Origin of the sequence: Paenibacillus doosanensis (assembly GCF_025060755.1) — a bacterium.
GTDB lineage: Bacteria > Bacillota > Bacilli > Paenibacillales > NBRC-103111 > Paenibacillus_S > Paenibacillus_S doosanensis.
The window spans coordinates 66,861-80,768 of the sequence record NZ_JANYUY010000024.1; the positions used below are offsets into that span (position 1 = coordinate 66,861).

Annotated in this window: 10 protein-coding genes; all 10 read left to right on the top strand. The window is 54.9% G+C overall.

Annotated elements, in window-relative coordinates; all coding sequences use genetic code 11:
• Positions 1 to 392: 392 nt before the first annotated feature.
• Entirely contained in the window at positions 393 to 2,726 is a 2,334-nt protein-coding gene (locus N0M98_RS18055; RefSeq protein WP_259618742.1) for a helix-turn-helix domain-containing protein, read from the top strand.
• A 228-nt stretch (positions 2,727 to 2,954) separates the two neighbouring features.
• A complete protein-coding gene (locus N0M98_RS18060; protein ID WP_259618743.1) occupies positions 2,955 to 3,926 on the top strand; it encodes an ABC transporter permease in 972 nt (323 codons plus the stop codon).
• Between the two features lie 24 nt (positions 3,927 to 3,950).
• Positions 3,951 to 4,847 carry a carbohydrate ABC transporter permease gene (locus N0M98_RS18065; protein ID WP_249860805.1) on the top strand — a complete coding sequence of 299 codons (897 nt, stop codon included), beginning with the start codon at positions 3,951 to 3,953 and terminating at the stop codon, positions 4,845 to 4,847.
• Between the two features lie 50 nt (positions 4,848 to 4,897).
• On the top strand, positions 4,898 to 6,571 hold the full coding sequence (locus N0M98_RS18070) for an ABC transporter substrate-binding protein (RefSeq protein WP_249860806.1): 1,674 nt from the start codon (positions 4,898 to 4,900) through the stop codon (positions 6,569 to 6,571).
• Positions 6,572 to 6,990: 419 nt separating this feature from the next.
• Positions 6,991 to 7,758 (top strand): threonine/serine exporter family protein, encoded by a 768-nt coding sequence (locus N0M98_RS18075; protein ID WP_249860807.1) that lies wholly within the window; start codon positions 6,991 to 6,993, stop codon positions 7,756 to 7,758.
• A gap of 32 nt (positions 7,759 to 7,790) precedes the next feature.
• On the top strand, positions 7,791 to 8,219 hold the full coding sequence (locus tag N0M98_RS18080) for a threonine/serine exporter family protein (protein WP_249860808.1): 429 nt from the start codon (positions 7,791 to 7,793) through the stop codon (positions 8,217 to 8,219).
• A gap of 199 nt (positions 8,220 to 8,418) precedes the next feature.
• Positions 8,419 to 9,483 carry an ABC transporter substrate-binding protein gene (locus N0M98_RS18085; RefSeq protein ID WP_249860809.1) on the top strand — a complete coding sequence of 355 codons (1,065 nt, stop codon included), beginning with the start codon at positions 8,419 to 8,421 and terminating at the stop codon, positions 9,481 to 9,483.
• 194 nt (positions 9,484 to 9,677) lie between these two features.
• Positions 9,678 to 10,778, top strand: coding sequence for an ABC transporter ATP-binding protein (locus tag N0M98_RS18090; RefSeq protein WP_249860810.1), 1,101 nt, complete (start codon positions 9,678 to 9,680; stop codon positions 10,776 to 10,778).
• Positions 10,765 to 12,438, top strand: a complete 1,674-nt coding sequence (locus tag N0M98_RS18095; protein ID WP_249860811.1) for an ABC transporter permease — start codon at positions 10,765 to 10,767, stop codon at positions 12,436 to 12,438. Before N0M98_RS18090 ends, N0M98_RS18095 begins: the two co-directional genes overlap by 14 nt.
• A gap of 201 nt (positions 12,439 to 12,639) precedes the next feature.
• Positions 12,640 to 13,881 carry an extracellular solute-binding protein gene (locus N0M98_RS18100; RefSeq protein WP_249860812.1) on the top strand — a complete coding sequence of 414 codons (1,242 nt, stop codon included), beginning with the start codon at positions 12,640 to 12,642 and terminating at the stop codon, positions 13,879 to 13,881.
• Positions 13,882 to 13,908: the final 27 nt, after the last annotated feature.

Here is a 13,908-nt window from a genome sequence, read left to right on the forward strand (position 1 = left end):
GTAGCGGCATGGATGGCTTTTGAGGGATTTGTTCCGCGTGTGCGTTCGTTTAAGCGGCGCCGCCGTCGATCGAGGAACGCCGGCTCCTCTTTTTTTCGTAAACACAAGGCTGAAAATGCTCCGGCAGACGGTGAATCGCAATTTTAGCTTTCGGTAACCGCGTAGGGCAAGGTATACTAAAGAGGAACAGCATGTTGATTCGGCCTAATAAGATAAGGCTCGCCGCATGACAAACAGTAAGCGTTTGCATGTGCCTGCGGGGGACTCGCCGCCGCCGGAAAATGTCGAAACGTGACGTAATAAGCCGACGGTCAAGGCGGAAGCGTCCGCTTCGACGGGGGGAACGGACGAGCGCTTATCGTCAATATTATTTCTACTTGGAGGTAAACCTTATGCTAAGGAGAAACGGGGCTAACCGTACGAGAGCCAGACATCGGTTATTTGCGCGCCTTCTCATCCCATATTTGGTCTTCCTGATGCTGGCGATCATGATCGGGCTGATCATTTATCAGAAGACGATCGTTCTGATTGAGAAGGAAGCTACTGCCAGTCATATGAATCTGCTGGAGCAGAGCAAGGACATTCTCGACCGGAGACTTGAGGAGCTCGCTTCCATAGCGCAGCAGCTGGCGGCCGATACGCGCATTATGCAATTTCAATCCGTGACCGATCCATACAAAGGGACGAACACGTTCCGGATTATGGATACGAACAAAAGCTTGTACGATTACAAGCTGTCCAACAATTTTGTGTTCAACTACTACGTTTTGTTCAAAAACAGCGAGATGGTATTTACTCCCGGTGCAAGCTACTCGTTTGAGCATTTTTTTAACAGAGTAGCCAATTACAAAGGGATGAATTACACGAGCTGGTACGCCCTGATGTCGAGCGATTTTCACATGAGGAAGGTGCTTCCCGCCCAGGAAATCAGTATGGAAGGCGTCCCTTATTCTATGCTGACTTATATCCAATCGCTCGGTTACCCCGGCAACCCGCAGGGAGCCATCGCCATTATGGTCGATCAGCGGGAGATTCAAAAGCTGTTCCAGGGGCTGGATATTTCCAGCGGCGGCTGGGCTTACATTGTCGACAAGGAAGGTCAAATCATAAGCGCGCTGTCTCCCGGAGACGCTAACACGCTGCCGATCGAGCTCGGCAGGCTGGTCGGGGATCGAGGCGTCGTCGAGCAGAGGATTGACGCCAAGCCGATGATGGTCACTTATACGAAATCGTCCTACAACGGCTGGACCTATGTGGTGGGGCAGCCGACCGCCATCGCTCTGGGCAAAGTCCGGTATATCCAGAAGATCATCGTAACTTTTGCCTGCGTGTTTCTGCTCGCCGGCGTGCTGGCCGCCTATGTGCTTGCGTACCGCAACAGCAAGCCGCTGCGCGCGCTGATCAATACGATTATGGAGAAGACGGATGTGCTGCCGCAGCAAAGGGATGCCTTCGGCATCATCGGGGAGACGGTGAACGGGCTATTTCAAAATAACGACAAGCTTAAAGCGGAGATCAAGCAGCAGGTTCCCCTGCTGCGCGCGGCGTATTTCCAGCGGCTGTTGAACGGGCAATTCGTATCGTCGCGCGATTTCGACGCGCTGCTGAAGCATGTGGGGCTCGATCTGGTGGGCATGTCTTATCGGGTAGCGATCGTCCGCCTGCGCGGATTCGATAAAGGTTACAGCGACGATCTGCTGGAGGAGCTGGACAGGAGCCGGGTGCTTGCCAAAGAACTGCTGAGAAGGACGATGGACGAGGACGGCTTTGTCTGCGAAATCGGCGAGGATCAATTCGCCGTCCTGTTTACTTACAAGCTGGATGAGCGGGAGCCTTACAAGGCTTACGTCGAGGCGAGGCTGAAGGAAGCCAGAGATGAGATCGGCCTTCAGTTAAAGCTGCAGTCGGTCTATGGGGTAGGCGGCGCCTGCGACAGTCTGACCGGCATCTCCAGATCGTACGAGCAGGCGCGCGAAGCGTTAAACGCGCAGTTATGGAGCAACCAGGAAGGCGGCTTATGGTTCGACGAGCTCCCGGCGGATATGGCCAATTACTATCTTCCGCAGGATGTCGAGACCCGGCTCATCCATTTGGCGAAGGCGGGCGACCAGACCGAGGTTCAGCGGACGCTGGACGAGCTGTACCGCGAAAATTTCGAACTGAGGCAGCTGCCCATTGCCGTGATGAAGCTGTTTATTTTTGAAATGTGGGGATGTCTTGTCAAGCTGCTGCCGCAGATGGATCTGGACCAGCAGACGGCCTATAACCGGATGTCAGCGCTCAGCGGAGCGAACGAGTCCTATGAAAGCATGAGCAAGAGCTACCAGGCGATTCGCGATACGTTCCAATGGGTTTGCGAAAGCGCCAACGAGCATAAGAAGAGCCAGAACGTCGAGCTGATCGACAGCATTATCGGGCTGCTGCAGAGCTCCTATATGGACAGCGAGCTGTGCCTGGATGTCGTAGCCGACCGGATTCGCATCTCCAAGGTGTATTTATCGCAGTTTTTCAAGGAACAAACCGGGGTGAACTTTTCCGATTATTTGGAAAGCTTGCGGATGGACGAGGCCAAAGCGCTGCTGCAGACGACATCGCTAACGGTGAACGACATTTCCGACCGCGTCGGGTACAGCTCCTCCAACACGTTTTGCAGGGCGTTCAAACGTTTGCATGGGGTCAGTCCGACCGCTTTTCGCAAGCTGGTTTTGAAGAAGCTGCCGGGCTAAAGCCGGTTTTTGCCCGCTGCCGTCATAGGGTGAGTTGGCGTTCCGCTGCAGCGTTTATACGCCTAAGAACGCCGCTGCAGCGGCGTATTCTTTATTTTTGCACAAAAAAAATCGAACTGCACAAGCCGATTCCTAACTTTTGCACAACAATAGAGCGCTTTCTTCTTTCGCTCCGAGCCGGATGCTTCTATCATGAAGCTATTCGAACGAAAGGGGGAACAGAGAAAGATGAAAGCGGTTGTATCCGTAAAAACAGAAATGAAGGCCTCCACGAACAAAAAACGTCAACCGGTTTCCGTATGGAAGCAAATGAAGCGGAGCTGGCAGCTGTACGTGCTGCTTACGCTTCCTGTCCTCTATGTCCTTGTATTCAAATATTATCCGATGTACGGGGCGCAAATCGCCTTCAAGGATTATATTGCTTCCAAGGGGATAACGGGGAGCGAGTGGGTAGGTCTGAAGCATTTCATCCGGTTTTTCAACTCGTACGAATTCGGCAAGCTGATGAAGAACACGCTCATCATCAGCGTATACAGTCTGCTGGCCGGTATTCCGTTTCCGATTCTGCTCGCTTTATCGCTTAATTATGTGAAAAACCGGCTGTTCAAAAAAACGGTTCAGATGATTACCTATGCGCCGCATTTTATTTCCGTCGTCGTGCTGGTAGGGATCATTCTGGAGCTCTTGGACCCGCGCAAAGGGATTGTCAACCTGCTGCTCGGCAAGCTGGGCGTGGAACCGATCAATTTTATGGCCGTGCCGGAATATTTCAGCTCGATTTATGTATGGTCCGGCATTTGGCAGAACGTAGGCTTCTCCTGCATCGTCTATTTGGCGGCGCTGGCGGGTGTGGACCCGGCGCAGCATGAAGCGGCGGTCATTGACGGAGCCAACAAATTTCAGCGTATGCGGCATATCGATCTGCCGAGCATCATTCCGGTCATGATGATCCTGCTCATCCTGAACACCGGCAATATTTTGGACCTTGGCTTCGAGAAGGTGCTCCTGATGCAAAATTCGCTCAACGCGCGCACCTCGGAGGTTATCGATACGTTCGTCTATAAGGTCGGTCTTGCTTCCCAGGCAATGAACTATTCCTATTCGACGGCGATCAACCTATTCAAGTCGGTGGTCGGATTGATTCTGCTGCTGACCGTCAACCAGATTGCGCGAAAAACCAAACAGGAGAGCCTATGGTAGCGCGGGCGAAGGGAGGAGACCGGGATGGAGCAAACTAACATTAAGGAAGCCAGCGCGGATCGGTGGTTTAATGCCGTCAATTACATCGTCCTAATGCTGTTCCTGATTACGGTGCTGTATCCGCTATTGTTTATTGTAAGCGCATCCTTCAGCAGTCCGGGCGCGGTCATGTCGGGGAAGGTGTGGCTGTGGCCGGTCGAGCCGGGGCTGCAAGGCTATGCGGCGGTGTTCAAACATAAGCTTATCTGGAGCTCGTTTCGCAATTCCGTCTTCTATACGGTGGCAGGGACGCTCATTAACGTCGCGCTGACGGTGATGGCCGCTTATCCGCTGGCGCGCAAAGATTTGTACGGCAAAAATGCCGTGATGCTCCTGCTCGTGTTCACGACGATTTTTTCCGGAGGACTGATCCCGAGCTACATTCTCGTTAAGGATCTGGGAATGCTCAACACCGTATGGGCGATGATTTTGCCGAGCGCGATGAGCGTGTTCAACGTCATTATTGCGCGAACGTACTTCAAGACGACGATACCGGAAGAATTGCTGGAGGCTGCGCAGCTGGACGGCTGCAACGACTTCAAGTTCGTATGGAAAATCGTCATTCCGTTATCCGGCCCGATTATCGCCGTCATTATGCTGTATTCGGCCGTAGGCTACTGGAATCAATATTTCAACGCGATGATTTATTTGAAGCAGCCGGCTTTGTATCCGCTGCAGCTCGTGCTGCGAGAAGTTCTTATTCAGAACGAGGTCGACACCAGCATGCTCGCCAGTCTGGAAGATCAGGCAAAGATGGAGGGCATGCGCTCCCTGCTCAAATATTCGCTGATCGTCGTATCTTCCTTGCCGCTGCTGGCGGTGTATCCGTTCGTGCAAAAGCATTTCGTCAAAGGCGTTATGATCGGTTCGTTAAAAGGGTAAATCGGCGCTAGTAAGCTGGGCTGGGCAAAAATCAAAGGGGGTTTATACAAATGAGAAAATGGATGACGGCAGGCTTGGTCTTAACACTCGGCACCGCTGCGGTATTGAGCGGCTGCGCGGATAAAGGGGAGCAGAAGGAAGGCGCCGACTCGGCGCAGCAGGCGAAGGTGAATCCGGCCGGCCAATTCCCTATCACCCCGGAAAAGACGACGTTGAAGGTGCTCGTGAAGGGCAGTCCTTTTGTCGAGGATTTCGCTACGAATGAGTTTACGAAATTTTTGGAGGAGAAGACGAACATTCATATCGAATGGGACGTCGCCCCGGAGAAATCGGCTACGGAAAAGCTGAATCTGGTGCTCGGAAGCGGAGACTTGCCCGATGTCATTATGGGCTTCGGCGTTTCGCCTACGCAGCAGCTGATCTACGGAAGCCAGGGAGATTTCCTAGATCTCAGCCCGTATATCGAAAAGTACGGGGTGGAGACGAAGCGGATGTTCGAGCAGGTGCCCGGCGTGAAGGACGCAATTACGGCGCCCGGCGGCAAAATATACGCCCTGCCGATGGTGAACGAATGTTTCCACTGTTCCGCATCGCAAAAGCTGTGGATCTACAAGCCTTGGCTGGATAAATTGGGGCTGTCGGTTCCGAAGACGACCGATGAGCTGTACGAGGTGTTGAAGGCGTTCAAGACGAAGGACCCGAACGGCAACGGCAAAGCCGATGAAATCCCGCTGGCCGGCGCTGCGGTAGGCCCGAACGTCAATGTCGATTCGTTCATTATGAATGCGTTTATCCTCGATTCCAGCGCGTACGGCGTCGGCACCAACAACTACACCCGTTTGTTCGTCAACGACGGCAAGGTGGATGTGCCCTACAACAAGCCGGAGTGGAAGGAAGGGCTCGCTTATATGCACAAGCTGTACGCCGAGGGCTTGATCGCGCCGCAAACGTTCACGCAGGACAGGGATCAGGCGAGACAAATGGGAGAGAATCCCGATGTCAACATATTAGGTGCCGAGATGGCTCAGCATAACGGCGTCTTCACCACCTTCAGCGGACCTAGCGGCCGCTGGCTCGAAGTGACGAGCGTTCCTCCGCTTAAGGGACCGAAGGGGGTTCAGGTCACGCCGATCAACAACAGCATAGGCCAAGGGCGTTATATTATTACGAAGGCGAGTAAAAATCCGGACGCGGCCTTCCGCCTCGCGGACATGCTGTACACCGAAGAGATGACGCTGCGCGAGACGATCGGCCGACCGGATGTGGAGTGGAAGTATGCCGATAAGGGAGAAATCGGAATTAACGGCAAACAGGCGATTTGGAAGAAAACCGGCGCCGTCCTGCCTACCGTGCAGAACGTAACCTGGTCGCAAACCGCGCCGACGCTCAGAACGAATGATTTCCGCCTCGGTCAGGTGGCCGATCCGAATAATCCGCAGGAAACGATTTTGTACAACGAAACGATGCAAAACTACCAGCCTTACAAACAGGATATGAAGACGTTCCTGCCGCAGCTGTTCTTCACGAACGATCAAGCGATGGAACTGGCCGACCTGGAGAAGACGATTACGGACCATGTGCAGGAGATGATCGCGCGCTTCGTGATCGGCGATGCCAGTCTGGATAAAGATTGGGATGCCTATTTGAAAAACTTGGACAATATGAATTTGAAGCGGTATTTGGAAATTTATCAGACGGCATATGACGCCAAGATGAAAAAATAGACCTGAAGACCTGATGGCCGGATAGGTCGGCAAGCCCCTTTTTCGCGGTTCGTGTTTAGCGAAGCTGCGAAAAGGGGGTTTTTTATTGTTTAGGAAATGATGCGCAGCCATATCCTGTGGAAATCCGGGGGCTCCCCCGGAAGTAATGTCTACCCAAAGAACGATCCCAGAGGAATGGTTAGACGCCGATCCAGCTTAGGCTGGATGCGGACGGAATAAGCTTCAGAGCATCACGTCACTACCCTGGAAATTACTCTTGGTACCCCATTTCCATTGTCTGTGGTGCCGCGTCGGCGGCATGGATGGCTTTTGGGGGATTTGTTCTTCATTGTGCCGCGGTTTCGCGGCGAGTTTTTTTCTTTTCCCGCGCAGTTACGGTACAATAGATGTGCATTGCTGCCGTAAGGGAGAAAATAACGATGGAACATACACTGAAGTCCGAAGCGGATATAGCCAAGGTTTGCCTGCTCGCCGGGAAAATCATGCTGCAAAGCGGCGGCGAAACCTATCGCGTGGAAGATACGATGATCCGGATTGCCGCTTCGTTTGGAATTGAAAATTCGCATAGCTACGTGACGCCTACGGGGATTTTTTTCTCCATCGACGGGACGGAGCCGGCCACGCAGCTTATCCGCATTATGGAGCGCAGCACCGATCTGCGCAAAGTGGCGTTAGTGAACGATATATCAAGAAAAATCAGCTCCGGAGCGATGACAACGGCGGAAGCTTACCAGGCGCTTAAGGAAATCGACCGGGCGAACTTAGCCTACCCCCTGTGGCTGCAAATTGCCGCAGCGGCGTTGGCGAGCGGCTGCTTCCTCATTATGTTTCAAGGAACGAGGGCGGATTTTATACCGGCGATGGTGACCGGCGGGCTGGGATTTTGGGCGTATTTGCTTGTCCAGCGCTGGGTCGTCATCAAGTTTTTCGCCGAATTCGCCGCAGCGCTGCTGCTCGGCTCGCTCTCGTTCCTGCTGGTGCATACCGGCTTTGGCCGCGATTTGGATAAAATCATTATCGGCTCGGTCATGCCGCTCGTTCCGGGGCTGCTGATTACGAACGCCGTAAGGGACTTAATGGCAGGCCATCTCGTATCGGGCTTGTCCAAGGGTGCGGAAGCTTTCCTGACGGCCTTCGCGATCGGCTCGGGCATCGGCTTCGTGCTTTCATTTTATGCGGCAGGTTAAACCGGCGGCCGGAGGGGAGGAACGCGTTTCCTATGGTTATCGAGCAGCTCGTTACGAGCTTTATTTCATCAGCCGCTTTCGGCGTTTTATTTAATGTGCCTAAGAAAAATTTGCCGCAATGCGGGTTTGTCGGCATGCTGGGCTGGCTGCTGTATATATCCTGCATGAAAGCTTGGGACAATCCGATCGTCTCGAGCCTGATCGCGGCGTTTTTCGTCACGGTGCTCAGCCAGTTTCTGGCTAAGGTGTACAAGACCCCGATCATCATCTTCAGCGTATCGGGGATCATTCCGCTCGTTCCGGGAGGGCTGGCCTATGACGCGATGCGCAATGTCGTGGAAAATCAGTATGACGTCGCCGTCCAGCTCGCGGCCAAAGCGTTTATGATCTCCGGCTCGATCGCCATCGGGCTCGTATTCTCCGAGGTGATCAACCAGGTCATACGCAGATCGAGGCTGTAAGGATGACAATATATTTTCCAATATATGGATATATGGGTCGCGGGAGGGGAGAGCCTGTACAGGTTCTCCTCTCTTTGGCGATTCAGGGCAAAAATTTCAACACATACGAAATTTCATCGCATTGAAAGCGCTTATCTTCGACAGTATAGTTAAAGCTATAAAAGCGGTTATTCATAACGCATATGGAGGGGTTATTACAATGAGAAAAGCGGTTACAACGGTTCTTGCTTCCCTGCTGCTGGTCACATCGCTGGTAGGCTGCGGAGCGAAGGAAACGCCGAGCGCGAAGCCTGCGGAAGGCGGTCAGCAGCCGGCGGCGCAGCAGTCGGCGCCGAAATCGGGCGGCAAGCTGACGCTCTATTCGCCGAATGCGGCGGAAGTGAACAATCCGATCATCAAGGAATTCCAGGATCGCACAGGCATCGAGGTGCAGCTGATTTCCGGAGGCACGGGCGATTTGCTCAAGCGCGTGCAGGCCGAAGCGGCCAACCCGCTGGGCGACGTGTTCTGGGCCGGCGGAGCGGATTCGCTGGAGGCGTACAAGAAATATTTTGAACCGTACAAGACCAAGGAATACGACAATCTGGCTCCGGAATATGTAGACAAAAACAACGTATGGACGCCATTCGCGGCGCTGCCGATGATCATTATGTACAACAAAGAACTGGTGAAAGAAGGGGAGGAGCCGAAGGGCTGGAACGACCTGCTCGATCCGAAATGGAAGGGTAAAATCGCTTTCGCCGATCCGGCCAAATCGGGCTCGTCCTATACGCAGCTGATTACGATGCTGACGGCCAACGGCAAGGACAACGGCTGGGGATTCGTGAAGAAATTCGTGCAGAACCTCGACGGCAAGGTGCTCTCCGGTTCGGGTCTCGTCTACAAAGGCGTAGCCGACAAGGAGTTTGCGCTCGGCGTAACGCTGGAGGAAGCGGCGCTTAGATATGTGGAAGGCGGGGCGAAGGTCGGCATCATCTATCCGTCCGAAGGCACCTCCGCGGTACCGGACGGCTGCGCTATCATCAAGGGCGCCAAAAACATGGATCAGGCGAAGCAGTTTATCGACTTCCTCGTAAGCAAAGACGTGCAATCGCTCATTCAGAAAGAATTCAAACGCCGCTCCGTCCGCAAGGATGCGGAGGTCGTGCAAGGGATCGCGCAGGCGAAGGACATCAAGCTGGTCGACTATGACTTCGATTGGGCGGCAAGCAAGAAGGACGAAAATATCAAACGTTTCGGTAAAATTGTAACCGGTCAAGAATAATCGGAAGTTGGGGTGGTGCCTTAACCAATGCGCATGTTCAGCCGTTTCATGAACCTGCTCTAACACGGTGAAGGCACCTTTCTTTATGCAACGGCACGGATCGGCCGACCGTTTCTCCCATGGCGGGCGCGGGACGGCTTCTCCTTTCCGCAGTTCAGACGGATGTGTTGTTCAAACAAGGAGGTTTTCCATTTATGCAAAAAATCGTATTCGATCACGTGACCAAATATTTCGGTTCCGCCAAGGCGGTTAACGATGCCCATTTGACGATCCAAGAAGGGGAGTTTTTCACTCTGCTCGGCCCGAGCGGCTGCGGCAAGACGACGCTGCTGCGCACGATCGCCGGCTTCTACCGTCAGGAGGAAGGAGATATCTACTTCGGCGACCGCAAAATCAACGATGTGCCGACGCATCAGCGCAATATCGGTATGGTGTTCCAGAACTACGCGGTATTTCCGCATATGACGGTATTCGACAATGTTGCTTACGGGCTTAAAGCACGCGGCATAAGCAAGAAAGAGACGGAACAGCGGGTGATGGAAGCGCTGGAGATGGTGCAGCTGCAGCATTTGCGCGACCGCGTTCCATCGGATATGAGCGGCGGCCAGCAGCAGCGGATCGCGCTCGCCAGAGCGATCGTCATTCGTCCCGGCCTCCTGCTCATGGACGAACCGCTCTCGAACCTCGACGCGAAGCTGCGGATCAAGATGCGTTCGGACATCCGCATGCTGCAGAAGGAGCTGAACATTACGACGATCTATGTGACGCACGACCAGGAAGAGGCGCTGGCCGTCTCCGACCGGATCGCCGTTATGAGCGAGGGCCGCATTCAGCAGATCGCGTCTCCCGAAGACATCTATGCCTATCCGGCTAACCGGTTCGTGGCGAACTTCATCGGCACGTCGAATTTCATCGATGGCGAAGCGGCGGGCTATAACGATAAAGACAAGAACGCATCGGTGCGGGTGCTCGGAGCTTCCTTCGAGCTGCCGCTGGTGAAGCCGCATGAAGGCAAGGCGGTGCTGTCCCTGCGTCCCGAGCGAATCCGGCTGGAATCCGCACCGCGGCCCGGCAAGCTCGTGGAAGGCGTGATCGAGTCGGTCACGTTTCTCGGCGAGAAAGTCAGCTATCTGGTGCGGCTTCAGGGCGGCCCGGTGATCGACGTGCAGGAGCACGCGGTGGAGCCGCATCATTTGCGCAAGGTCAAGCAAGCCGTCTACGTCAATCTGCAGCTGGAGAAGGCGACGATATTCGACGGAGAAGGCAAGGAGGTAGTCTACCGTGCAACCTACTAAAGGGAAGGGGAGCCGCTGGTTTGAGCTTAGGCGCTGGGATTTCTGGTCGTGGGTTACTGCGGCGGTATACTTGTTTTTGTTCGCCTTCATCGTCTATCCGCTGTTTTCCTTGCTGCTCAACAGCTTTTTCAACGACGAAGGGCTGTTTTCTCTCGAAAATTACGCCAACTTCGTGAAGCTGAAATATTTCTACAGCGCGCTGTGGAACAGCTTGAAGGTGTCCGCGCTGACGACGGTGTTCGCCGTGCTGATCGGCGTGCCGCTCGCTTATGTTACGACGCGGTATAACGTGAAATGCAAAGGACTCATTCAAATTCTGGTCATCATGTCTTTGCTGTCCCCGCCGTTTATCGGCGCGTATTCGTGGATTTTGATGCTCGGCAACAACGGCTTTCTGACGCGGTTTTTCCATGAGATCGGCATTCCTTTCACGTCCGTGTACGGTTGGAAGGGGATCGTGTTCGTATTTACGCTGCAATTTTACCCGCATATTTATTTGTACGTCTCAGGGGCGCTGAAGACGATCGACACATCGCTTGAAGAAGCGGCCGAAAGCTTGGGCCGCTCCGGCTTCGCCCGGCTGCGCACCGTAACGCTGCCGCTTATATTCCCAACGCTGTCCGCCGGGGCGCTCATGGTGTTCATGGCCTCGTTCGCCGATTTCGGCACGCCGATGCTGCTCGGTCAAGGCTTCAAGGTGCTGCCGATTCTCGCCTACGAGCAGTTTATCAGCGAGATGGGCGGCAACCCGGCGATGGCGAGCACGCTGTCGGTCATTCTGATCGTCTGCTCGACGAGCATTTTGTTCCTGCAGCGGTATTTCGTTTCCCGCAAAAATTATACGATGACCGGCTTGCGCACGCCGAAGGTGCAATCGCTGCGTCCGGCCATGCAGTGGCTTTTGACCGGCTGCGCGCTGCTCGTCGCTTGCGTATCGATGATTCCGCAGGCGACGGTGATCGTCACCTCGTTCATCAAGACGAAGGGGCCGGTCTTCCATCCGGGATTTAGCTTGAACAGTTATAAGGAAATTTTGTTCCGCGTGCCGAAGGCGATTATGAATACGTACAGCTTCTCGTTTATCTCCATCGTCATTATGGTTGTGATGGGAATGCTGGTCGCTTATGTGCTCGTACGCCGCAAATCGAAGCTTACGGCGGCGCTCGACGGCTTGATCATGATCCCTTATGTCATGCCGGGAACGGTGCTCGGGATCAGTATGATCATCGCCTTCAACAAGCCTCCCGTCGTCTTGACGGGAACCTGGGTCATTCTCGTGGTCGCTTACGTCGTCCGCAAGCTGCCGTATACGATCCGTTCCAGCACGGCGATTCTCCATCAGCTGGACCGCAGCGTAGAGGAGGCGTCGATCAGTCTCGGCGTGCCGCCGATGAAGACGTTCTTCAAGACGACCGGCCGTCTGATGGCTCCGGGCGTCGCGTCCGGCGCGATCTTGAGCTGGGTGACGACGATCAACGAGCTGAGCTCGACGATCGTGCTCTATTACGGTGCGACGGCGACGATCTCGGTGACGATCTACAGCGAAGTGTTCACCTCGAACTACGGTACAGGCGCAGCGCTGGCCTCGATTCTGTCGGTTACGACGCTGATTTCGCTCATTATCGCCAACAAGCTGAGCAAAAAAGGCTTGCAAGTATAAGCTTCCGCCGTCCAAGGACTCGCTTCCGACGGGAGCTCGGCGGTCAGCGGACGAATAGGCAGGATCGGGTTCGGTCGAGCGTGGGGCATTCGCAAGAATAAGGATGAAACGGGGTTATCCCTGTTATCGCCCCGGCATGCTACAATGGAGCTGCATACTATTCCGCCCAGTGATGAAGGGGCGGTAGCGCCGGAGGGATTCATGAGACCGAACGGAAGACGATTTTGGATTATCGCCGCGTTGACCTTGCTGGCGGCGGCGGCTACGTACTATATGATGAACGGCGGCAAAACGAACGGGGCCAAAGGCGAAGCGATTCACGCCACGGCGCTGTCGATGTGGGTGTACAGCCAAGGCTGGGAAGCGCATGTGAGCGAGTTCCAGAAGGAGCATCCCGGCATCGACGTCGATGTGCGCTATTTCCGCTCCAGCGAGCAGCTGTATACGGAGCTGTTGGCGTCGATCTCGGCCAATGACGCTCCGCAGCTTGCGGAGCTGCAGAGCTTCTACGGCTTGGCCCAACTCGTCGATACGAAAGCGGTCGTGCCTGTCGACAAGACGGCGCTGCCCGAATGGCCGCAGCTTATTCCCGCCTTTGTCGAGAGGTACCGCTATCACGATGAGCACTGGGCCGTTCCGATCGGCGGAAGCTTGCCGCTGCTCTATTACCGCGAGGAGCTGCTGCCCGGAGGCCGGGCGAGCAAGCTGGCGCAGTGGAGCGAAGCGGAGGCGGCGGCTGCGCGGCCGAATCCGGATGTAAGGGAGAGCGGCAGCCAGAGGCTCTGGGGGATGGCGATGGATAAGGAGCTTCCCTGGTATTTGGAAAATTTGTCCTTTACGCCAGCTGATCGGGGGGGCGAGGGGCACGAGCGTAAGCTGACGGCGCTTTCGGTTTGGAGAAGCTGGGTTCATGAAGCCCGACTTATGGAGCCTCTGGAGCATCAGCGGGCCGCCAGCGATTTCATTAACGGCAAGGCGGGCCTGTTCATCGGCTCTTCCGATAAACTGCCGACGATCGAGAAATATATCGGCGGCAAGTTCGCCTTCGATGCGGTGCGGCTGCCGGAGCTGGCACAGCAGGGGATTGTACCGGGGGCAAGCGCGCTGATGATGCTTCAATCCGCCCCGGCCAAGGCGAAGGCGGCGGCAAGCTTCGTCGCTTTCATGCTCCAGGAAGCCTCGCAGACCGCTCTATGGCGCAGCGACGGACTGATCCCGGCCCGATTCGATGTCGCAAGCAAGCTGGCGGAGGAAGGAACCGCAAGCCGGCGGCAGAAATTAATTTTGGAATCGGTGCCTTCGTTTGCCGTCAAGCCGCCGGACGTTTCCGATTATGGCGTGTGGACGGCTGCGCAGGATATGCTGGAGCAGCTGGAGCTCCAAGCGGATTTGCCGCTAGAGCGCAGCATCGGTAGCGTTTACGGGAAGCCGGCGCGCCGTTAACAACCCGGTGACAAAAGCGAAGATGAT